Here is a 20485-nt window from a genome sequence, read left to right as displayed (position 1 = left end):
GAAAGCGCCAATGCCGAGTGGCCAAATCAATAAAACCAGCGCTGCCGCCAGCGATATTGCCCCACGACCGGCTCGCCCCGCGCATTGGTGGCGGGATTGAAACGGAACCGTTCGCGCGCAAGGCTGCAGGTGATGGCATCGGCCTGAGTGTCTGGGCTTGGCTCGACCACCTTGCAATCCTTCACCAGCCCGTCCGTGCCCACGGTCAGTTGGATCGTAACGCTGTGGCCGATCCGCAGGTCGCGGGTCTTCTTCGGATAATCCTTTGCCGAATTGATGTCTCCCGCAAGCTTTTCCAGCTTGCGCGCACCGCCATTGCCTTGGCCGCTGCCGGAAGCGCCGCTGCCCGTCCCGCTACCTTCGCCCCCGGCGCCGGTGCCTTCCCCTTCGTCTCGCGCGCCGGACTGGTTTTCGCTGCCGGTAGAGCTGACCGGCGGGGCCGCGGTTGGCTTCACCGGGATCTGGGCGGGCGGCGCTGAAACCTCGCGCGGCTTTGCCTGCTTGCCCTGCGGCGCGGCGGCGCCTTCATCCGGCTCCGGCGAGGCAGTGGGGGCGGGCGGTTCTTCGCTGGGCGCGGTGATCGTCACCGTGAGGACGGATGCCGCCTGTTCCACCACCTGCGCCGTGAAACTGGGGGCAAAAGCCCGCGCCAGCCCCGCGATCACCAGCAAGTGGAACAGCACGACAAGCGCCAACGTGCCCCATTTGGGCCTGCGGCGAGGCGATTTGCCGGGCATCTGCTCCATCGCCGCCTTATCGGCGCGCCCGCCCCGTGCCGCAAGCGCCCCGGAGGGCAGGCTGGGTCAGGCGCGGCGCGCTTCGGGCGATCCGCCCATGAACTGTTCCTCGAACAAGGCGGCAGGTACGGGCATGCCGAAGAAGTAGCCCTGCCCCTTGTCGCAACCATGATCGCGCAGCAGATCGCGGTCTTCCCGGCTTTCCACCCCTTCGGCCACCACCTTCAGCCCCAGCTGCCCGGCAAGGTCGATCAGCGAGAAGACGATGGCCTTGTCCCTGGGCGAATCATGCATCACCTGCGTGAAGCCCTTGTCGATCTTGATCTGGCTGACCGGGAAATTGCGCAGCAGGTTGAGCGAGGCAAAGCCGGTGCCGAAATCATCGAAGGAAAGGCCAAAGCCCGCATCGCGCAGCGCCTGCAACTGGGCCAGCACTTCCTCCTGCCGGTCCAGAATGATGTTCTCGGTGATTTCCAGATCGATGGCATCGGGCGGCAGCTTATGCCGTTCCAGCGCCTCGATCACGGTTTGCGGCAGGTTGCCATCGCGAAACTGCGCCGCGAACAGGTTCACACCCATGGTGAAGCCGGGCACATATTTACGCCAGGCCGCCGTCTGCGCGCAGGCTTCGTCCAGAATCCAGCGCCCCACCCTGTCGGCAAGCACGCCAGCCTCCAGCGCCGGAAGGAAGGCCCCCGGCGCCAGCAGGCCGCGCACGGGATGGCGCCAGCGGATCAGCGCCTCCGCCCCGGCCAGCGAATTGTCGGCCAGCAGCATTTGCGGCTGATAGAACAGCATGAACTCGTCCCGCTCGAAGGCGCGGTGCAGTTCGGCATCGTACATCCGCCGGGCCACGGCTTCTGCGCGCAAGGCCGGATGGAACAGGCAGGTTCCCCCGCGCCCTGCTTCGCTGCGCGCCTGGAACAGGGCCAGATTGGCACTGCCGAGCAGTTCCTCCACCGTCTCGCCATGCTGCGGGGCAATTGCCATGCCGCAATTGCCGGCAAGGCGCACTTCCTGCCCGTCCACCACGATCGGTTCGGCCAGCGCGGCATTGATCCGCCGGGCGACATCGCCCAGCATCACCGGATCGTTCGCCCCGCTCAGCAGAGTGCCGAATTCATCGCCCCCGATGCGCGCGAACAGAGCGCCTGAAGGTACCACTTCGCGAATCCGCCCCGCGACGATGCGCAGCACCAGATCGCCCGTTTCGTGTCCCATCGTGTTGTTCGTATCGCGAAAGCCTTCGAGATCGGTGACGATCAGCGACAGCGGCACCCCTTCGGACAGGGCACGGGTAATCTCGCCATACAGACGGTTGCGGTTGGGCAGGCCGGTGAGCGGATCGTAATTGGCGAGGTAGATCAGCGCCTCTTCCTCGCTGCGCTTCTGGGTCATGTCGCGGATGATCGCGCCGAAATGCATCGCCCCGCCTTCCATCCAGCGCGACCAGTTCAGTTCTACCGGGAAGCGCCCGCCATCGCGCCGCCGCGCGGTCAATGCCGTGCCTTCCTGCCGGGGGCTGCCGCCGCCCAGTACGCGGGCGATCCCGGCATGGACCATGGCGCGATCCTCTTCCGCCACGATCAGGTCCAGCGGCTGGCCCAGCGCCTGTTGCTCGTCATGGCCGAACATCTGCGCCGCCGCCTCGTTCCACGCGGTGATCCGCGCATCGGCATCGAAGCAGACGATGGCATTGGGCGATGTCGCCGCGCTGGCTTCCAGATGGCTGGCGCTCGTCTCGGCAGCGACATGCAGGCGCCGCAATTCGAGCCGGTCCGCCGCCAGCTTCGCCAGCTCCATCAGCCGCTGCTGGTCCTCAGGCGGGAATTGCAGATGGGGCGCGGTGTCCAGCACGCATAAGGCGCCCAGCGCGTGGCCTTCCCGGCTCATGATCGGAACACCGGCATAGAAACGGATGAAGCCGCCTTCCACCAGCGGATTATCGTGAAAGCGCGGGTCCAACGTCGCATCCGGCACCACCAGCACCTTGCCCTGATTGATGGCATGGGCGCAGAACGAGACATCCCGCCCCGGATCATATTCGTCTATGCCATAGGCCGAGACGATAAAGACGTGATCGTCCCCCACCAGATTGACCGCTGCTGCAGGGCAATCGAACATCTGGGCAGCCATGTCCACGATAGGATCCAGGCCTGGCAATCCGGTGTCCGAATCCAGCCCGTACTGAGCCAGCGCGCGCAGGCGGTCCGCTTCATCAGCCGTTTTACTTGGACAACGCACCTGAGGTCTATCCCCACCCCTGATCGTTCGAATTGCCTTTGACCAATCCAGCGCCTTTTAACCCAAATCTTCCTGTGCATCCACAGATAGGATTTGTGCGGCCCGGCGTTGGTCAAGCGACGCTTTTCAGCAGTTGCATCGCGACATAGCGGCGGGACGGCGCGGAATAGTCCGCCAGTGCGCCACCGGGCGCCGGAGCGGGAGCGGCGACAATATGCGCGGCGACGCCGGGATGCAGCGGCCGGTCGAATTCGATCCCCACGCGCCCGCCCTCGATCCAGCGGACCACACCCGAAAGGCCCTCAAGCCCATCCGGCCGGACGACCACGATCTGGCCAATCGCCAGCTGCACACCGCGCAACGAAACCTGACAGCCCGTAACAGAAAGGTCCATCAACACGGCCCCGGGGACCAGTTGAAATGCATCGCGCAGCCGAATCTGCTTACGCGTACCGGCGCGCGGAGAACTGCGCCGTTCGATATTGTCCATGCCGTGCCCCTGCATTCGAACAACTGAAGAATAGGGGCATGATAATGGAGAACGCGTCTTGTCCGGCAGTTAACCAGTACTTGCGCAATTCCCCTGATGCGCCTGGCGCGCGGGGAAATGGTGAGCCCTGCTGGATTCGAACCAGCGACCTACTGATTAAAAGTCAGTTGCTCTACCGACTGAGCTAAGGGCCCTTACCAAGGGATGCGCGGGTGGCCGCGAGGGGCTCACCTAGAAAGGGGGCGGGGTGCGGTCAAGCGCGCTGTTAGCTGTCGCACCGTCAAACCGCTAATCGGATCGCGCCAATCGGGCGCCACGGCCAGTGCCGGGGTCAGAACGAAATCGCGTTCACGAAACAGCCGGTGGGGGATTGTCAGGTCCGCCGCCGCATAACTGCCGCCGCTCCACAACACGATGTCGAGATCGATCACGCGTGAAGTCCAGCGCTGCCCGCCGGGGCGGCGGCCGAATTTGCGTTCCAGTTTCTTGAACAGGCGCAGCAGCTTGTGCGGGCCAAGGTCAGTCTCGATCAGCGCCGCCGCATTGGCATAGCGCCGCAGCGAGGGGCCGATGGGCGCCGTGAGGACGATGGGGGAAACGCGGGAGACATGAATGCCCTTTTCCACCAGCGCGATCAGTGCGGCCTCCACCACGTCGCGCGGGCGGCCGAAACGATGATGGCGGCGGTTGGAGCCGAGGGCGATAAGATAATGATGCTTCCCCCGCATCCCTTCCCTCACTCGTCGCGCGCAAGGCGGGCGTAAAGCTCCGGCCGCCGGTCGCGGAAGAAGCCCATGCCCGCGCGATGCGTGGCGGCCCGGTCCAGATCGAGCGTGGCGAGCAGCACGCCGGTTTCCTCTGCCCCGACGTCGCTGATGAAATCGCCCCATTCGTCGGCAATGAAGCTGTGGCCGTAGAAACGCTGCCCGTCTTCCATGCCGATGCGATTGGCCGCGACCACCGGCATGCAGTTGGACACGGCATGGCCGATCATCGCCCGGCGCCACATGCGGCTGGTGTCGAGATCGGCGTCATAGGGTTCTGAGCCGATGGCCGTGGGGTAGAACAGCACTTCGGCGCCCAGCAGTGCCATGGCGCGAGCGCATTCGGGATACCACTGGTCCCAGCAGATACCGACACCGATGCGCGCGCCGAACACGTCCCATGCCTTGAACCCGTCATTGCCGGGGCGGAAATAGTATTTTTCCTCGTAACCCGGGCCATCGGGGATGTGGCTCTTGCGATAAGTGCCCATCACTTCGCCATCCGGGCCGATCATGGCGATAGTGTTGTAATAATGGTGCCCGTCCCGCTCGAAGAAGCTGGTGGGGATCGCCACTTTCAGCGCGCGGGCCATGTTGCGCATGGCGATGACGGCGGGATGTTCCAGCGTCGGGCGGGCCAGCGCGAACAGTGCCTCGTCCTCCACCTTGCAGAAATAGGGGCCGGAAAACAGTTCCGGCGGCAGAACGATCTGCGCCCCGCTGGCCGATGCTTCTTCCACCAGCGCGCCGACGGCGGCGATATTATCGCGTTCGTCCTCGGCATTGAGGGCAAGCTGCAGGGCGGCGACGGTGATCTGTCTCATGGCAGGCGGACCTATTGCTCCACGGTGGCCAAGTCTAGGCCCCTAGCTCGAATGGTCGGCGATGATCTTCCACCCGCCCGCCTCTTTCTGGAGGACGAGGCTGGTAGGGCCGGACGCCGTTTTCCCATCCGGATAGGCCAGCGTGTAGCGCCCGATATAGAGCGCATGCTGCGGGTCCAGCAGCCGGAAATCCAGCGTTTCAAGGCTCAGTGCCCCGCGCGTTGCCGGATTGGAAAAATCATATTTGGTCGAATAGCGATCCGCCAGGGCCTTGCGCCCGCGCACCAGCCCTTCGGCGGTGACGTAACTGGCCTGCGGATCTTCGGAATAGACGCCGATGAAGCGATCCAGATTGCCGCTGTTCCAGCCCGCCGTGCTTTCCGCCAGCGCGGCCACGACAGCCTGTTTCTCGATCTCCGCCGCCTCCGGCTCTTTCGCCACCTGACAGGAAGCGAGCGACAGGGCAGCGCACAGGATCACAGCGGCTCGAATCATTGCAATCCCCCCCGGATTGAACTGTGCGTGCGATCCTATCGGGCGGCGCGGGGCTGTCCACCCTGGACACCCCGCACCATCCCTGCATCACGCATCACGCCCGGATCAGGGGCGCTTGCGGAACACCATGGTCATGCGGTCGCTCTCGCCGATCGCATCCACCTTTGCCCGCTTGGCATCGTCCGCCCCGGCATAGGAGGGCGGCAATTCCCATACGCCGATCTGCCAGTCGGTCGGGTCTTTCGGATTGGCGTTGATCTCGCTCTTGGCGACGAGATCGAAGCCGCTGGCGGCGAACAGGGCGATCACGTCGCTTTCGCGCATATAGCCCTTGTTACCGTCGCTGCGTTCAAAGGGGACGTTTTCGGCCACGCGATGGTCAGTAATGCCGATCAACCCGCCCGGCTTCAGCATCTTGCGCATGATCGCCAGATCGCGCCTCAGCCAGTCGAAACGGAACATGTTGTGGACTTCGCGGAAGATCAGCACCCGGTCCACCGTGCCGTCCAGCCCTTCAGGCACGGCATTGACGTTGAAGCCCGAAACCTTCGCGTCGTTCGGCCCGGCCCATTTCCCATGTTCCTCTGCCAGCTTGCCGGCAACATCGTCATAGGTGTTCTTCATATAGCCGGTCTGGGTCGAGACATCGGGGTTCATCCCGATATAGGAACCGTCCTTGCCCAGATAGGGCACCAGCACGCGCGTGTACCACCAGCCATTGGGCATATAGTCCACAACGGTCATCCCCGGCTCCACGCCGAAGAAGGCCAGCGTTTCGGCCGGATGGCGGAACTTGTCGCGCTTGCCGTCCTCACCCCGGATTTTCGAAGCGAGCGCCGCGTCGAGCGCGGGATTGGCGGGCACGGCGGCGCCCTTCGTTTCGGCCAGCGCAGGGGCGGCCGCCACGCCCATCACCGATGCCGCAGCAAGCGCGGCAATGCCCACAAATTTCCTCATCGATCCTCTCCCCGTGGAGTCAGCAATTCTCGCGGCGGAACTCTAGGCGAAGGGGGCCGGATGACAAGCGGCCATCGGCTTCCTATCTTCCCTGCAAAGGAGATCCCACAATGAGCGGACAGGAAACGGCCATCGTCGCCGGCGGATGCTTCTGGTGCACCGAAGCGGTGTTCCGCATGTGCGCCGGGGTAGAACACGTGGAAAGCGGCTATATCGGCGGCAGCGTGCCCCATCCCAGCTACAAGGAAGTCTGCACCGGCAATACCGGCCATGCCGAAGCGATCCGCATCGTGTTCGATCCTTCGGTGATTTCCTATGCCGATCTGCTGGACGTGTTCATGGCCACGCATGATCCGACGCAGCTGAACCGGCAGGGCAATGACATCGGCACGCAATACCGTTCCGCGATCTTCCCGCTGAGCGATGCCCAGCGAGCCGAGGCCAAGGCAGCGATCGACCGCGCCAATGCAGAGCACGGCGGCAAGGTTGTGACCACTATCGAAGGCCCGGCGGAATGGTACCCGGCCGAGAATTACCATCAGGAATACTGGCAGGGCGAAGGCCAGCGTAACCCCTATTGCCTGGCCGTGATCCCGCCCAAGCTGGCCAAATTGCGCAAGGGCTTTGCTCAGCGGGTGAAGGAAGGCTGATTTCAGGCGCGGAAGCGGGCGATGAAAAAGCCGTCCATTCCGCCCTGCTGCGCCAGCATTCCCGGATCGGTTCGCACCCAGCCCTCGGGCGTGACAGAAACACCCTCAGGGAGGACTGAAGCAGGCACAGGGTCGGCTGAAAGCGCCACACGGCTGGCCTGACCCTCCCCCTCCTCGCGTTCAAGCGAGCAGACCGCGTAGACCAGTTCGCCCCCCGGCACGACCCAGCGCGCCGCCCGTTCGAGCAGGTGTGCCTGCAGCTCGGCCATTTCCTCGATCTGGCGTGGGCCGATGCGGTGGATCACATCGGGATGGCGGCGGCTGGTGCCGGTTGCGGTGCAGGGCGCATCCAGCAGCACGGCATCGAACGGCCCCTCCGGCTCCCACTTCAGGGCATCGGCCACCACCAGCGTGGCGGAAAGGCCGGTGCGGGCGAGGTTTTCCTTCAGCCGCGCCATGCGCTTGGGCCCGAGGTCGAGCGCGGTCACATCCCATCCGGCGGCGGCGAGCTGCAGCGTCTTGCCGCCCGGCGCGGCGCACAGGTCCAGCACGCGGCGGCCTTTCCCTTCGCCCAGCACGCGGGCGGGAAGGCTGGCGGCCAGATCCTGCACCCACCATGCACCTTCGGCAAAACCGGCCAGTTCCTCTACTGCCGTTCCGCGCGGCAGGCGCAGATGGCCGGGCAGCAACGAGGTGCCACCCAATATCTCTGCCCATTTCGCCGTTTCCGCCGCATCGCGCAGCGACAGATCAAGCGGGGGCGGTTCGGCAAGGGCCGCCGCAATCGCTGCCGACCGTTCGCCCCAGCGCGCCGCGACGCTTTCCGGCAGAGTGGGCGCATCGGGCAGTTTCACGCCCTTGCGCACCAGCGCGCCGAACACGCCATGGGCCAGACGGCGCGGGCCGCCTGCCAGCAGCGGCAGGGCCGTGGCGATAATGGCATGGGGCGGCGTATCCAGCCGCAGCCATCCCGCCAGCATCAACCGCAGCACGGCGCGCGGCTTCGCATCTTCGGGCAGCACCTGCCGCGTGGCCGAATCGATCAGCGCATCCAGATCGACCAGCCAGCGCAGCACTTCCGAAGCGAGTGCGCGGGCCAATGCCTTGTCCGCACCGCTTTGCAGCCCCTGCAGCGCGGCATGGGCCGCCACGTCGAGCGTTTCGCCCCGGCGCAGCACGGCATCGGTGAGTTTGAGCGCGGCGCGGCGCGCGGGAAGTCCGGGTATGTCAGCCATGGCTCCCCCCTATCCGCCATTGCATCGCGGCGCCAGCGCGCCCATGTTTATGCAATGACGAAGCGCGCCACCCAGCGGCCCCAGCCCTTCAAGAAACCCACCCATTGGGACAATGCCCCCGTGCCCGCGCCGCAGGATGCGAAGCCGACCGAAGACCCGCAGGGACTCAGCCCCACGCGCTATGGCGATTGGGTGAAAGACGGCATCGCGGTCGATTTCTGACCACGATCCAACCAATCCACCGCAAATACGCACCGCATTAACCCTTAGCGCTACTTCGTCCCGCAGTTGGACGGCACGAGGGCCTCGCTTGGCCGCGCCTGCCTGTGGGGGCACACGCGCGCGCAGCCCAAGAAGAACAGGTTGCACAATTGGAGAATTCAATGCGTCTTACCCACACCGCGCTTCTGGCAGCGGCAGCGATTGCCCTGTCTGGCTGCGCCACCAAGGGTTACGTCAAGGATCGGGTCGGTGAACTGGAAACGCGCCAGAACGCCCGGATGGATCAGGCCGATCAGCGGATGGACCAGATCGACAAGACCAGCCGTGAAGCGCTGGAACGAGCCATTGCCGCAGGCAAGCTGGCCGAAGGCAAGTTCGCCTATGATGTCGTCCTTTCAGACGATGCCGTGAAGTTCGACAGCAACCGCGCGGTGGTTTCGCCCACCGGGCAGCAGCGCCTTGCCGATCTGGCAAACCAGCTGAAGGCCGAAAACGCGAACGCCTATCTCGAAATTCAGGGCCACACCGATTCCACCGGTTCGGACGCCTATAACCAGAAGCTGGGCATGGAACGCGCCGAAGCCGTCCGCCTGGCGCTCTACAAGTCGGGCGTGCCGCTCAGCCGCATGGCCACTATTTCCTATGGCGAGGAAGCCCCCGTCGCCCCCAACAACACGGCCGCCGGCCGCGCGGCCAATCGCCGCGTGGTGATCGTGGTCCTCAAGTAAGGCCATCCCGGCCGGGCCTGTGGCCCGCTTGCGCCCCGATGCGCGGCGAGCGATAGGTCCGGCCATGACCGTGATCCGCACCGAACGCCTGATCCTGCGCCCCGCCGCCGAAAGCGATGTGGATGGGATGCATGCAATCCTGAGCGATCCGCGCGCGATGGCCTATTGGTCCAGCCTGCCGCATTCCTCTGTCGAGACCACGCGCAAGTGGCTCGCCGCGATGATCGCCACCCGCCCGGAAGAGGGCGAGGATTTCATCATCGAACATGATGGCCGCGCCATCGGCAAGGCGGGCTTCCACCGCTTCCCCGCCATCGGATATGTCCTCCACCCCGCTTGCTGGGGCCAAGGCTTCGCGCAGGAGGCACTGCGCCCGGTGATCGAACGCGGCTTCACCAGGCACCTGCTCGCGCGCATCGTCGCCGATGTCGATCCCCGTAACGAGGGGAGCCTCAAGCTGCTCCGCCGGCTGGGCTTTGCCGAGGCGGGCTATCGCGAGAAGAGCTGGTATATTGGCGGTGAATGGCTGGACAGTGTGGACATGGCGCTGGAGGCGCGGGACTGGGCTGCGGCTACTTGATGCGTCATTGCGAGGTCCAAAGGACCGAAGCAATCCAAGGCGAAACGCATTGTGCTCTGGATTGCGTCGCTACGCTCGCAATGACGAAGTCGGAACGGCTCCCTAAACCCACCCCGCCAGTTCGCGGCGGACCAGTGCTTCCAGCATATCCATCCCCGTTTCGCCCGCATTGAGGCAGGCCAGCGTGGCATAATGTTCGCCGCCAGCGCCAAGGAACTGTTCCCGCCCGCGGATCGCCAGTTCTTCCAGTGTTTCGAGGCAATCGGCGGAGAAGCCTGGCGCGGCGACCGCGATGCGCCTCGTGCCAGCCTTCGCCTCTGCTTCCAGCACGACATCGGTTGCCGGTTCCAGCCATTTGGCCCGGCCGAAGCGGGACTGGAAGGTCGTGTCGATCCGCAGGCCGGGCCGCCCCAGCGCCTCGCCCAGCAGGCGTGCGGTTTTCTGGCACTGGCAATGATAGGGATCGCCCAGATGCAGCGTGCGCTCCGGCATGCCGTGGAAGCTCAGCAGCAGCACTTCCGGTTCGAAGTCCAGCGCATCGAGCTGCGCGCCCAGATCCTTCGCCAGCGCGGCGATATGGGCCGGATCGTCATAATAGGGCGGCAGCGTGCGCAGGGCCGGTTGCCAGCGCATGGCGCGCAGGGCCTCGCCCGCCTTGTCCACCACCGTGGCATTGGTGGCGGCCGAATATTGCGGGTAGAGCGGGGCGATCAGAATGCGGTCGCACCCCGCATCCATCAGCGCCTTCAGTTCCTGCGGGATGGCGGGATTGCCATAACGCATGGCCCAGCGGACCGTGGCGGCAGTGCCCAGCCGCGCCTGCAGTGCCTCGGCCTGCTGCTCGGTGATGGCAGCCAGCGGAGAGCCTTTTTCGGTCCACACCTGCTGATAGGCATGGGCGGATTTCTTCGGGCGGGTATTGAGGATGATGCCGCGCAGGATCGGCTGCCAGATCAGCGCGGGAATCTCCACCACGCGCGGATCGGACAGGAATTCCGCCAGATAGCGTTTCACCGCCGCCGGAGTAGGCGCATCGGGCGTGCCGAGATTGACGAGCAGCACACCCAGTCCGCCCGTGAGGACGGGCGGGTGATCGGCCGGAAGTTTCTGTTCGGCGTAAGTCATAGCGAAGGCCCCATAAGCCGCCTTGCCCTACAAGCCACCTGACAACAAGGGCAGGCGCCGCAGGCGCAGCCCGGTTGCCGAATAGAGCGCATTGGCGATGGCAGGCGCCGCCACGGCCACGCCCAACTCGCCCGGATCGAAGGGTTCGGCATCGCTATCCACGAATTCCACGTCGATCTGCGGGCAATCGGCCAGCGCAGGCAGGGCCATGGCCGCCAGCCGGATATTCGTGGGCTGGCCCCGCTCATAATCCGTGGCCGCCCCCAGCGCGAGGCCCATGCCGAAGATCAGCCCGCCTTCGATCTGCTGGCGGGCAATGTCGATATTCACGATGCGCCCGATGTCCACGGCGGCAGACAATTTCTCCACCTTCACCCCGCCTTCGCCCTGGCTGGCCGTGGCGATCAGCGCGATGCGCCCGCCCGCTTCCATCGGCCCCATGCGGTGGCAGGCAAGGCCCTGCCCGCTCTGATCCCCGCCGCCGCCCCATTCCGCCAGCCGCGCTGCGCGCTGCAGGCATTCGGCAAGGCGCGGATCGTTGCCAAGCATTTCCATGCGGTATGACAAAGGCTCGCGGTCGTGCAGCGCGGCCAGTTCATCCATGAAGCTCTCGGTAAAGAAGCAGGTATAGCCATGGGCATTGCCGCGCATCCGCCCGGTGGGCAGGCCGATATTGGTGGGCACATGTTCCACTGCCACATGGTCGAAGCCATAGGGCGGTTCCGCCCCTTCCACGGCCATGGGATCGGCGCGCCCCTCGCTCGCTTCGATGGCGGACCAGCTGGCCAGATTGTTGAACATCCGCTCGCCGAATTCCTGCGCCGAGGGCGGCAGGGCCAGCTTGGCGCGCCAGATGGCGATATGGCCGTTCTCGCTGGTCTTGGCCGAAAGCAGCGCTGCCACCGGTGTGCGGGGGCGCCCTGCCAGCGCCTCCTGCCCGCGCGACCAGACGAGCTGGACCGGGCGACCCGTTTCTCGTGCGATCAGCGCCACTTCGACGGCATGGTCCACTTCCAGCCGCCGGTCGAAGCTGCCGCCTGCCGGCATGGGATAAAGCACCACGTCCGCAACGGAGAGGCCCAGCGCCTTGGCCGCCGCTTCGCGCGCATGTTCTGGCGCCTGCGTGGCGATCCACAATTCCAGCCGCCCGTTGGAAAGCCGCGCAGTCGCGCTGGCCGTCTCGATCCCGGCGTGGAGCGCGGGGGAAACGTCATAGCGCGCGCGATAAGTGGCTTTGCCCATATCGCTGTCGCCATTGCCGCGCGTGACGATGCGCTTGCCCTTGCGCTTCATTACGCCGGTGTCGAGCGCCTCCTCGATCCGCCCGCTATCGACCGCGCCGGAAACCATGAAGGTGGGGTCCAGCCTGCGCAGCGCCTTGTCGGCCGCGAACCATGTGTTGCCCACGGCGGCGATCCAGCGCTTGCCACGCACGATGCCCACCAGCCCAGGAGAACCGGCGGCCGCCTCCACATCGAAATGCTTCAGGGTGGAACGGTCAATCGGCCCATGGCTGATCGCGGCATAGACCATGTCGGGCAGGCGCACGTCGCCCGCGAACAGCAGCGATCCGTCCACCTTGGCGGGCAGGTCCAGCCGGGGATAGAAGATCGGTGCTTCCGCCCCCAGTTCATTGGGCTTTTCCAGCGGCGGCAAAGATCGCAGCGGCGGCGGATCGGGCGGCGTCTGCCGTGCGGCATCCAGGGCCAGTTCGGCAAAGCTCAGCCGTTTCTTGCCATGGATGATGAAGCCGCCTTCGGCCTCGCATTCTTCCCATGACGCGCCCCAGCGGCTCGCGGCCTCCATCGCCAGCATCGCGCGGGCAGCGGCAGCTGCATGGCGGCAGGGTGCCTCATAAGCAGCCAGAGACATGCCATCCGCCGTGGCCATGAAGCGGCGATCTTCCGCAAAACGGCGCACCAGCCAGTCATCCGCATCGTCCGCCATGAAGGGCAGCGCCGGCTTCCACAGCGGCGCCCATTTCGCGGCGAGCGGCAGATTGGCATAGGCGCCGCTGACCGGGGTCGGCTCTACCGCGATCTGCCGCCAGTCCGCGCCCAGTTCCATCGCCACGACCTGCGGCAGGATGGTGGTAACGCCCTGCCCCATTTCCAGCTGCGGCACGGCCACGGTGATTACCCCGTCGCCCGCGATCTTCAGCCATGCATCGAAAACCGCCTCGTCACGGCCCGCGCTCAGCGGCGCGGCGAAACGGCGGGGGCGCAGCATCCAGGCGACCAGCAAGCCGCCGCCTGCCGCCGCCCCTGCCAGCACCCCTCTGCGCGAAATCTGCATGGCGTGCCTCCCCCCGGTTGCGTCAGGCCCCGAGCCAGTCCGAAATGCGGGCCGCTATGGCGGCAAAGGCCTGCGCCTCCGCTCCGTCGCCCGCGGCAGGCGGCGTGCCCGCATCGCTGGCCATGCGGATTTCCATCGCCAGCGGCACGCGGCCAAGGAAGTCCACGCCCTTTTCCCGCGCGGCGATTTCCGCACCGCCATGGCCGAAGGGATCGGACACTTCACCGCAATGGGGGCAGATATAGCCTGCCATGTTCTCCACGATCCCGATGATCGGCACCTGCCCGGCTTCGAACAGTTGCATCGCGCGGGTCGCGTCGATCAGGGCCAGATCCTGCGGCGTGGAAACGATCACTGCGCCCGCAGGCTTGAAGCGCTGCAGCATGGTCAGCTGCACATCGCCCGTGCCCGGCGGCAGGTCGATCAGCAGCACGTCCACATCGCCCCATTCGGCATCGATCAGCTGGCCCAGCGCATTGCCCGCCATCGGCCCGCGCCAGGCGATCGCCTTGCCCGGTTCCACCAGATGGCCCATCGACAGAACCGGAATTCCCGCGGCGCTGGGCACCGGGATCAGCTTGTTGCCTTCCGCACGGGGCCTTTCGCCCTCGCTCGCCAGCAGGGTCGGCTGGGACGGGCCGTAGATGTCGGCATCCACCACGCCCACCTTGCGCCCCGCCTTCTTCAGCGCGACGGCGAGATTGGCGGTGAGGGTGGATTTGCCCACCCCGCCCTTGCCCGATCCGATGGCCACGATGCGCCGCGCGGCGGGCGGCGCCTTGTCGGCCATCAGGGCCACGCGAACTTCGCTCACGCCTTCGGCATCGCGCAAAGTATCGCGCACGGCGATCTCCAGACGATCGCGTGCAAGGGCATCCAGCCCGCTGGCATCGAGGATCAATGTGGCCACGCCGTCGGACAGGCGCAGCGTTTGCAACCGCTCCAGCGCCATGGCGGGAAGGCGGCTTTTCAGAATGTCTTCGCTACTCATCCCTGCCCCGTTAGCGAAGCTCTGCCGGGGTTGCAGGGAAAATCTGCAACGCGCACCCTGTTTTTCACGCATTTCGTGCCTATAAGTGGCCCCATGGAACGAATGGGCGGACTTTTCGATCGCATCGCGCTCGCCATGGCAGGCAAGAACCCCTGGGGTGGCAGCGGCGGCGCGGATGGCGGCAACGGCAATGACGGCGAAGGCGGGGACACCCCCGCAGGCGATGGCGGCAAGCAGCCAGACCAGCCGGGCGACCGTTCGCGCGGGCCGCGCAATCCCTGGCTTCCCGGCGGTGGCAATGGCGAAGAACCGCGCCGTTCCGCCAGCATCGAAGACATCTTCAAGACGCGCGGCCCCGAAGGCCCGCGCCGTCGCCCTGGCGGTCCGGGCGGCCCGAATTTCCGCCTGCCCCCCGCCCCCGGCGGGCGCAGCTGGATGCCGCTGGCGGTTACCGGCGTGGTCGGCCTGTGGCTGGCATTCTCGATGGTCCACCAGCTCGGCCCCAAGGAACAGGGCGTCGTCACTACCTTCGGCAAATATTCCAGCACCATCGGTTCGGGCATCTCGCTGACGCTGCCCTGGCCGATTCAGGACGTGCATGTGGAACAGGTTTCCGAAATCCGCATCTTCCAGATTCCTGAAGGCGACGCGGAAAAACTGATGCTGACGGGTGACCAGAATCTGGTGAACCTGTCCTATCTCGTACGCTGGAGCATCAAGGATCTGAAGCAGTACCGCTTCCAGCTGGCCGAACCGGAAAACACCGTTCGCGAAGTGGCCGAAGCGGCCATGCGCGCCTCCGTGGCGGAAGAGCCGCTGGACAGCGTGTTCTCCGGCGAAGGCCGCTCCAACATCGAAACCAACGTGCGCCGACGCATGCAGGAAGTGCTCGATGCCTATCGCTCGGGCGTGCAGATTCACGGCGTGGAAATCCGCAAGACCGATCCGCCAAGCGAGGTTGAAGAAGCCTTCAAGGCCGTGTCCGCCGCACAGCAGGAAGCGGAAACCTACAAGAACCAGGCGGAAGCCGCCGCGCAGCAGGTGCTTGCCCGCGCGCAGGGCGATGCCGCCGCGTTCGACAAGGTCTATGAACAATACAGGCTGGCCCCGGAAGTGACCCGGCGCCGCATGTATTATGAAACCATGGAGCGTGTGCTGAGCCGCACCGACAAGACCATCGTGGAAGCCAATGGCGTGACGCCTTACCTGCCGCTGCCCGAAATCAAGAAGCGCGCCGCTCCGGTGGCCAAGCCTGCGGGAGGGCAATAAGCGATGAACCAGATCTGGCAGAGCTACAAGGTAGCCATCATCGCTATGCTCGTCGCGCTGGGCGCCTTGCTGTCGAGCGTGATCGTCGTGCCTGAATCCGAACAGGTCGTGATCGTGCAGACCGGTAATCCGGTGCGCGTCTACAACCAGTTCCGCCCCAAGGTGCCCTATGGGCAGACCGATGCAGGCGTGCATTTCCGCATTCCCTTCGTGGAAACCGTGCAGCGCATCGACAAGCGCGTACGCGATCTGGATATGCAGCCGCAGCAGGTGCTTTCCACCGACCAGCTCCGCCTCGAAGTGGATGCCTTTGCTCGCTACCGTATTATCGACCCCAAGAGGATGGTGCGCACCGTGGGCTCCACCGAGAATGTCGAAGCGCAGCTTTCGCCAATCTTCAGTTCGGTCGTGCGCCAGGAACTGGGCCGCCGCAGCTTCGCCTCGCTGCTCACGGCAGAGCGCGGCAACACAATGCACAATATCCGCGACAAGCTGGACGCCGAAGCCCGCGAATATGGCGCGCAGGTGCTGGACGTGCGGATCAAGCGGGCTGACCTGCCGCAGGGCTCTCCGCTGCAATCGGCCTTTGCCCGGATGCAGTCCGCGCGCGAACAGGAAGCGGCGACCACCAAGGCCACCGGCCTGAGGGACGCGCAGATCATCCGCGCCGAAGCCGATGCACAGGCTGCGAAAATCTATGCCGACAGCTTCGGCAAGGATCCGCAGTTCTACGACTTCTACCGCGCCATGCAGAGCTACGACACGACCTTCGGCTCCACCGAGTCGGAAAGTTCGATCATCCTGTCACCGGATAACGAGTATCTCCGCCAGTTCCGCGGCAACCGCTAAAGCCGCGGGCTGACGGGCGTTCCGGGTCGACTACGGATGTCATTCAATTTGGGTTCAGGCCGTACGCGCAGAAAGTGCGGCTGCCCGAGCCAGCGCAGCAATGCGCGAAGACGAGAGGAATAGAGGACGTGAAGCCCGTGCGTTACGCTTATGGATTTTCATCCGCGCTGCTGATCGGCGGCGCGGCCGTCTCGCTGATCACCGGCCATCCCGCCGGCGCCCAGGTCGCCCAGAATAATGAGAGCCAGATGCAGCACGTGGTGCCGCGGGCGGGTGCCCCGGCCAGCTTTGCCGATCTGACCGAACAATTGCAGCCGGCCGTGGTGAATATCTCCACCCGCCAGCGCATCACCGTAAACACCAGCCCCTTTGCCGGGACGCCTTTCGGCGACCTGTTCGGCGGCCTTACCCCGCGCGGCGGCGGCGTGCCCCAGACGCGTGAGGCACAGTCGCTCGGTTCCGGCTTCCTGATTTCCGCCGATGGCTATCTGGTGACCAATAATCACGTCATCACTGCCGATGGGCAGGGCAAGGTGGAAGAAATCACCGTCACCCTGACCGACGGCACCGAATATCCCGCCACTCTGGTGGGCACCGATGCCGCGTCGGACCTTGCCGTGCTGAAGATCGAGCGCAGCAAGCCTTTCCCCTTCGTGGAATTCGGCGATTCCCGCCAGTCGCGCGTGGGTGACTGGGTGATCGCCATCGGCCAGCCCTTCGGCCTTGGCGGCACGGTTACGGCCGGGATCATCTCCGCCGTCTATCGCAACACCGGTTCCGGCTCCGCCTATGACCGCTACATTCAGACCGATACCTCGATCAACCGGGGCAATTCGGGCGGCCCGCTGTTCGACATGCAGGGCCGGGTGATCGGCATCAACAATGCGATCTTCTCGCCTTCGGGCGGCAGCGTGGGCATCGGCTTCGCCATTCCGGCCGAAACCGCCGAGCCGATCGTGGAAAAGCTGATCAAGGGCCAGCCGATCGAACGCGGCTATCTGGGCGTGCGCATCAGCCCGGTGGACGAGGATATTGCCGCATCGCTGGGCGTGCCCGCCAAGCATGGCGAATTCGTCCGCTCGGTCGAGACTGGCGAACCGGCAGACAAGGCCGGGCTGCAGTCCGGCGACATCGTGCTGAAGGTCAACGGGCAGGATGTAACGCCTGACCAGACCCTGTCCTACCTCGTGGCCAATATCGCACCCGGCACCAAGGTTCCGCTGGAAGTGCTGCGCAACGGCCAGAAGATGACCCTGACCGCAACGGTGGGCAAGCGCCCGAGCGAGGAAGAACTCGCCGGACGGGTCTTCGATCCCGAAGCCCAGCCGCAGGCGAACAAGCCCGCGCCGGAACAGGTGGAAGGCGTACTCGAAAAGGCGCTGGGTATCCGTGCCGCCGAACTGACCCCGCAGATCGCGGGCCAGCTTGGCCTGCCGCGCGACACCAAGGGCGTGCTGGTCGATGCGGTGGATTCCAGCGCCGATGCCGGCCGCAAGCTGCAGCGCGGCGACGTGGTGCTGGGCGTGAATACCAAGCCGGTCGCAACGATCCAGGAATTCGAAGCGGCCGTGCAGGCAGCCAAGGATTCGGGCCGCGATGCCGTGCTGCTTCAGGTGAAGCCGCTGCGTCGCCCGCAGGATTACATCGCGATCCGCCTGCGCTGATCCGGTAAATCCGCAGCGCTACAGAAAAGAGCGCGCCTCCCGAAGCCGGGCGGCGCGCTCTTTCTTTTCGGGGACGAGATCGCCTTGGCGAATCCCGTCATGCCTAACTCGTTTCAGCTGCCATTCCTCCCCGTGGGCTGCCGCCTGCAACGGAGGAATTAGCCGCGCTTGCCCTCAGGGCGAAGTCTGCGCTCCGCCCTGCCCTGCCGGTCGCGGCGAGCCGGATGGCTGCGCCCGGCTGCCGGTCGCACGCTCGAGGAAGTCCTGGCTGGCGGCAGGCGGTGCCGGGCTGGCCGGAACCAGCCCCGCGCCGCGCGGCACCTGCGGGCTGCCATCCTCGGGCGGGAAGGGCTGGGTGCGCGATTCCTGCGGGCCGGAAGGCTCGATCAGATTGCCGTCTTCATCCACGTAGTAATAATCGCCGGGATCACCGAACAGGAACTCGTCATCGGGTTCCAACTGCCAGTCCGGCAGCTTGAGATCGGTTTCGAACTTCTCGACCGGGCGATCCTTCACCGCAACCTTCATGTAAGAGGCAAAGGCCCGTGCGGGCGCTGTGCCGCCTGAAAGGCCGCCCACGGCCTTGGCATCGTCGCGGCCCATCCATACGCCGGTGGTGATCCCACTGGAAAAGCCCAGGAACCAGCCATCCTTGTTGGAACTGGTCGTGCCGGTCTTGCCCGCGACAGGCCGCCCGATCTGCGCGGCGCGGCCTGTGCCGACGCTGACCGCCGATTGCAGCAGGTCGGTGATCCCGGCGGCAACATAATCAGGCACCAGTTGCTGGCTGCGCGGCGCCTCGCGGCTGTACAGCACATCGCCGTCAACCGTGGTCACCTTGGCAATGCCATAGGGTTCGATGGAGCGGCCCCGCGCGGAGACTTCGCCGAAGGCCCTCGTCATGTCGATCAGGCGCACGTCTGACGTGCCCAGCACCATGGACGGGTTGGTGTTGATCGGGGTGGAAATGCCGAAGCGGCGGGCCATGGCAGCCACGGTGCCGAAGCCCACTTCATTGCCCAGCTGCGCGGCCACGGTGTTCTTCGAATAGGCAAAGGCACTGCGCACGTCGATCTCGCCGGCATAGCTGCCGCCCGAATTGCGCGGGCTCCACCCGTCGATCGTCACCGGCTCGTCCACCACCTTGTCGTCGGGCGTATATCCGGCTTCCAGCGCCGAGAGATAGACGAACAGCTTCCAGGCAGAGCCGGGCTGGCGCACCGCATTGGTGGCGCGGTTGTAATTGGTGGCCACGTAATCCGTGCCGCCGATCAGGGCGAGCACGGCCCCGTCGCGGTCCAGGCTGACCAGCGCGCCCTGTGCGCCCTTGGGCGTATTGGCCCGGATCGCATCGGTCGCCGCCTTCTGCATGCCCACGTCCAGCGTGGTCCACACTTCCAGCGGCTCGTCCGTTTCAGGCAGCAGCAGGTCGAGCTGCGGCAGCACCCAGTCAGTGAAGTAACGCACCGAATTCTGCGCCTGCTGCGGCGCCAGCTTCACCGCGGAAACGTCCACATCCGCCTCGTCCGGGGAGATCGCGCCGTATTTCTTCATCTGGGCGATCACCACATTGGCGCGGGTCACGGCGGCCTGCACATCGGCGGTGGGGGAATAGCGGCTGGGCGCCTTCACCAGCCCGGCAATGATCGCCGCCTCGCCCAGCGACAGATCGCGGGCGGAATGGCTGAAGAAATTGCGGCTGGCGGAATCGATGCCATAGGCCCCGCCCCCGAAATAGACCTTGTTCAGATACAGCTCGAGGATCTGTTCCTTCGAGAATTTCCATTCCAGCGCCATGGCCAGCACGGCCTCGCGTGCCTTGCGGTCGAAGGTGCGGTTGGAATTGAGGAAGATGTTGCGGGCCAGCTGCTGCGTGATGGTGGACGTGGCGCGGGCACGCTCGTCATCTCGCCAGGAAACCCACATGGCGCGGGCAAGGCCCAGCGGGTCGATCCCGAAATGCGAATAATACCGCCGGTCTTCGACGGAGACCATTGCGTCCTTCATCACCTGCGGGATTTCGTCCGACCTCAGCCATTCGCCATAGCTGGGGCCCATGGCGACGATCTCGGAACCATCGCGCGCGCGCAGCACAATGGTCTGCCCGGCCTTGATGTCCTTCAGTTCGGAAAAGCTCGGCAGGTTGCTGGCGGCGAAATAGACGGCCGTGCCCAGAGCGATCGCGCCCAGCAGCGCAAGAAAGCCACCCCACAGGAACAGGCGCTTCATCCACAGGCGGAACCGGCCGGAGGACTTCCGACCGCCACCGCCAGAACCGCTGTCCCTCACCCTGTCGCGCGGCTTCGCTTTCGAACCCACGCTGCGATTGCGTGCCATGCGGCTATTCTATCCTTGCCCTGACGCCT

19 protein-coding genes and 1 tRNA gene are annotated in these 20485 nt (G+C 65.4%); 7 read left to right on the top strand and 13 right to left on the bottom strand.

The window, feature by feature from the left end; translation table 11 throughout:
- Positions 1 to 26: 26 nt before the first annotated feature.
- The 8 genes from SZ64_RS15670 to SZ64_RS15635 all read right to left on the bottom strand — a co-directional run bounded on the left by SZ64_RS15670 (position 27) and on the right by SZ64_RS15635 (position 6511).
- Positions 27 to 746 (bottom strand): TonB family protein, encoded by a 720-nt coding sequence (locus SZ64_RS15670; protein WP_054531684.1) that lies wholly within the window; start codon positions 744 to 746, stop codon positions 27 to 29.
- A 57-nt stretch (positions 747 to 803) separates the two neighbouring features.
- The gene (locus tag SZ64_RS15665; RefSeq protein WP_277813743.1) at positions 804 to 2879 is read right to left on the bottom strand and encodes an EAL domain-containing protein; all 2076 of its coding nucleotides are present in this window, start codon (positions 2877 to 2879) and stop codon (positions 804 to 806) included.
- Positions 2880 to 3093: 214 nt separating this feature from the next.
- Positions 3094 to 3471: a PilZ domain-containing protein gene (locus SZ64_RS15660; protein ID WP_054531682.1), complete on the bottom strand. Its 378-nt coding sequence runs from the start codon at positions 3469 to 3471 to the stop codon at positions 3094 to 3096.
- A 118-nt stretch (positions 3472 to 3589) separates the two neighbouring features.
- Positions 3590 to 3665: transfer RNA gene (locus tag SZ64_RS15655), tRNA-Lys, on the bottom strand.
- A gap of 33 nt (positions 3666 to 3698) precedes the next feature.
- Positions 3699 to 4199, bottom strand: a complete 501-nt coding sequence (folK, locus tag SZ64_RS15650) for a 2-amino-4-hydroxy-6-hydroxymethyldihydropteridine diphosphokinase (RefSeq protein ID WP_054531681.1) — start codon at positions 4197 to 4199, stop codon at positions 3699 to 3701.
- 8 nt (positions 4200 to 4207) lie between these two features.
- Positions 4208 to 5059: an N-carbamoylputrescine amidase gene (aguB, locus tag SZ64_RS15645; RefSeq protein WP_054531680.1), complete on the bottom strand. Its 852-nt coding sequence runs from the start codon at positions 5057 to 5059 to the stop codon at positions 4208 to 4210.
- 42 nt (positions 5060 to 5101) lie between these two features.
- The gene (locus SZ64_RS15640) at positions 5102 to 5554 is read right to left on the bottom strand and encodes an SgcJ/EcaC family oxidoreductase (protein WP_054531679.1); all 453 of its coding nucleotides are present in this window, start codon (positions 5552 to 5554) and stop codon (positions 5102 to 5104) included.
- A 105-nt stretch (positions 5555 to 5659) separates the two neighbouring features.
- Positions 5660 to 6511, bottom strand: a complete 852-nt coding sequence (locus SZ64_RS15635) for a class I SAM-dependent methyltransferase (RefSeq protein ID WP_054531678.1) — start codon at positions 6509 to 6511, stop codon at positions 5660 to 5662.
- 110 nt (positions 6512 to 6621) lie between these two features.
- Here SZ64_RS15635 and msrA point away from each other — a divergent pair, with 110 nt between their 5' ends.
- Positions 6622 to 7161: a peptide-methionine (S)-S-oxide reductase MsrA gene (gene msrA / locus SZ64_RS15630; protein WP_054531677.1), complete on the top strand. Its 540-nt coding sequence runs from the start codon at positions 6622 to 6624 to the stop codon at positions 7159 to 7161.
- A 2-nt stretch (positions 7162 to 7163) separates the two neighbouring features.
- On the opposite strand, the gene SZ64_RS15625 is transcribed toward msrA, so the two are convergent.
- The gene (locus SZ64_RS15625; protein ID WP_054531676.1) at positions 7164 to 8396 is read right to left on the bottom strand and encodes a methyltransferase domain-containing protein; all 1233 of its coding nucleotides are present in this window, start codon (positions 8394 to 8396) and stop codon (positions 7164 to 7166) included.
- Between the two features lie 54 nt (positions 8397 to 8450).
- Between SZ64_RS15625 and SZ64_RS18345 the strand changes: the two genes are divergently transcribed.
- The 3 genes from SZ64_RS18345 to SZ64_RS15615 all read left to right on the top strand — a co-directional run bounded on the left by SZ64_RS18345 (position 8451) and on the right by SZ64_RS15615 (position 9926).
- Complete coding sequence (locus SZ64_RS18345) at positions 8451 to 8618, top strand: DUF1674 domain-containing protein (protein ID WP_082384626.1); 168 nt, start codon at positions 8451 to 8453, stop codon at positions 8616 to 8618.
- Positions 8619 to 8779: 161 nt separating this feature from the next.
- A complete protein-coding gene (locus tag SZ64_RS15620; protein WP_054531675.1) occupies positions 8780 to 9346 on the top strand; it encodes an OmpA family protein in 567 nt (188 codons plus the stop codon).
- Between the two features lie 64 nt (positions 9347 to 9410).
- Complete coding sequence (locus SZ64_RS15615; protein ID WP_054531674.1) at positions 9411 to 9926, top strand: GNAT family protein; 516 nt, start codon at positions 9411 to 9413, stop codon at positions 9924 to 9926.
- A gap of 102 nt (positions 9927 to 10028) precedes the next feature.
- On the opposite strand, the gene hemH is transcribed toward SZ64_RS15615, so the two are convergent.
- From hemH to SZ64_RS15600, 3 genes are read right to left on the bottom strand one after another with little or no spacing between them, the layout of a single operon-like run.
- Entirely contained in the window at positions 10029 to 11051 is a 1023-nt protein-coding gene (gene hemH / locus SZ64_RS15610; protein ID WP_054531673.1) for a ferrochelatase, read from the bottom strand.
- Between the two features lie 27 nt (positions 11052 to 11078).
- Positions 11079 to 13346 (bottom strand): molybdopterin cofactor-binding domain-containing protein, encoded by a 2268-nt coding sequence (locus SZ64_RS15605; protein WP_054531672.1) that lies wholly within the window; start codon positions 13344 to 13346, stop codon positions 11079 to 11081.
- 22 nt (positions 13347 to 13368) lie between these two features.
- Positions 13369 to 14337 carry an Mrp/NBP35 family ATP-binding protein gene (locus SZ64_RS15600; protein WP_054531671.1) on the bottom strand — a complete coding sequence of 323 codons (969 nt, stop codon included), beginning with the start codon at positions 14335 to 14337 and terminating at the stop codon, positions 13369 to 13371.
- Positions 14338 to 14430: 93 nt separating this feature from the next.
- On the opposite strand from SZ64_RS15600, the gene hflK reads away from it, so the two are divergent.
- The 3 genes from hflK (at position 14431) to SZ64_RS15585 (ending at position 18119) form a co-directional block, all read left to right on the top strand.
- Positions 14431 to 15606: an FtsH protease activity modulator HflK gene (gene hflK, locus SZ64_RS15595; protein ID WP_241773060.1), complete on the top strand. Its 1176-nt coding sequence runs from the start codon at positions 14431 to 14433 to the stop codon at positions 15604 to 15606.
- Between the two features lie 3 nt (positions 15607 to 15609).
- Positions 15610 to 16455 (top strand): protease modulator HflC, encoded by an 846-nt coding sequence (locus SZ64_RS15590; RefSeq protein ID WP_054531670.1) that lies wholly within the window; start codon positions 15610 to 15612, stop codon positions 16453 to 16455.
- 137 nt (positions 16456 to 16592) lie between these two features.
- Entirely contained in the window at positions 16593 to 18119 is a 1527-nt protein-coding gene (locus SZ64_RS15585; RefSeq protein WP_193391556.1) for a Do family serine endopeptidase, read from the top strand.
- A 174-nt stretch (positions 18120 to 18293) separates the two neighbouring features.
- Here the strand turns inward: SZ64_RS15585 and SZ64_RS15580 are convergent, their stop codons facing one another.
- Entirely contained in the window at positions 18294 to 20348 is a 2055-nt protein-coding gene (locus SZ64_RS15580) for a PBP1A family penicillin-binding protein (protein ID WP_156313725.1), read from the bottom strand.
- Positions 20349 to 20485 lie beyond the last annotated feature (137 nt).

This window comes from Erythrobacter sp. SG61-1L (genome assembly GCF_001305965.1).
Taxonomy (GTDB): Bacteria; Pseudomonadota; Alphaproteobacteria; order Sphingomonadales; family Sphingomonadaceae; genus Andeanibacterium.
Note: the sequence above shows the minus strand (reverse complement) of the source record. Positions and strands in the feature narration are given on the sequence as shown.

Coding starts and splice junctions, on each gene's coding strand:
- SZ64_RS15670 (WP_054531684.1), bottom strand. CDS start 746: ATGGAGCAGATGCCCGGCAAATCGCCTCGCCGCAGGCCCAAATGGGGC.
- SZ64_RS15660 (WP_054531682.1), bottom strand. CDS start 3,471: ATGGACAATATCGAACGGCGCAGTTCTCCGCGCGCCGGTACGCGTAAG.
- folK (WP_054531681.1), bottom strand. CDS start 4,199: ATGCGGGGGAAGCATCATTATCTTATCGCCCTCGGCTCCAACCGCCGC.
- aguB (WP_054531680.1), bottom strand. CDS start 5,059: ATGAGACAGATCACCGTCGCCGCCCTGCAGCTTGCCCTCAATGCCGAG.
- SZ64_RS15640 (WP_054531679.1), bottom strand. CDS start 5,554: ATGATTCGAGCCGCTGTGATCCTGTGCGCTGCCCTGTCGCTCGCTTCC.
- SZ64_RS15635 (WP_054531678.1), bottom strand. CDS start 6,511: ATGAGGAAATTTGTGGGCATTGCCGCGCTTGCTGCGGCATCGGTGATG.
- msrA (WP_054531677.1), top strand. CDS start 6,622: ATGAGCGGACAGGAAACGGCCATCGTCGCCGGCGGATGCTTCTGGTGC.
- SZ64_RS15625 (WP_054531676.1), bottom strand. CDS start 8,396: ATGGCTGACATACCCGGACTTCCCGCGCGCCGCGCCGCGCTCAAACTC.
- SZ64_RS18345 (WP_082384626.1), top strand. CDS start 8,451: ATGACGAAGCGCGCCACCCAGCGGCCCCAGCCCTTCAAGAAACCCACC.
- SZ64_RS15620 (WP_054531675.1), top strand. CDS start 8,780: ATGCGTCTTACCCACACCGCGCTTCTGGCAGCGGCAGCGATTGCCCTG.
- SZ64_RS15615 (WP_054531674.1), top strand. CDS start 9,411: ATGACCGTGATCCGCACCGAACGCCTGATCCTGCGCCCCGCCGCCGAA.
- hemH (WP_054531673.1), bottom strand. CDS start 11,051: ATGACTTACGCCGAACAGAAACTTCCGGCCGATCACCCGCCCGTCCTC.
- SZ64_RS15605 (WP_054531672.1), bottom strand. CDS start 13,346: ATGCAGATTTCGCGCAGAGGGGTGCTGGCAGGGGCGGCGGCAGGCGGC.
- SZ64_RS15600 (WP_054531671.1), bottom strand. CDS start 14,337: ATGAGTAGCGAAGACATTCTGAAAAGCCGCCTTCCCGCCATGGCGCTG.
- hflK (WP_241773060.1), top strand. CDS start 14,431: ATGGAACGAATGGGCGGACTTTTCGATCGCATCGCGCTCGCCATGGCA.
- SZ64_RS15590 (WP_054531670.1), top strand. CDS start 15,610: ATGAACCAGATCTGGCAGAGCTACAAGGTAGCCATCATCGCTATGCTC.
- SZ64_RS15580 (WP_156313725.1), bottom strand. CDS start 20,348: ATGAAGCGCCTGTTCCTGTGGGGTGGCTTTCTTGCGCTGCTGGGCGCG.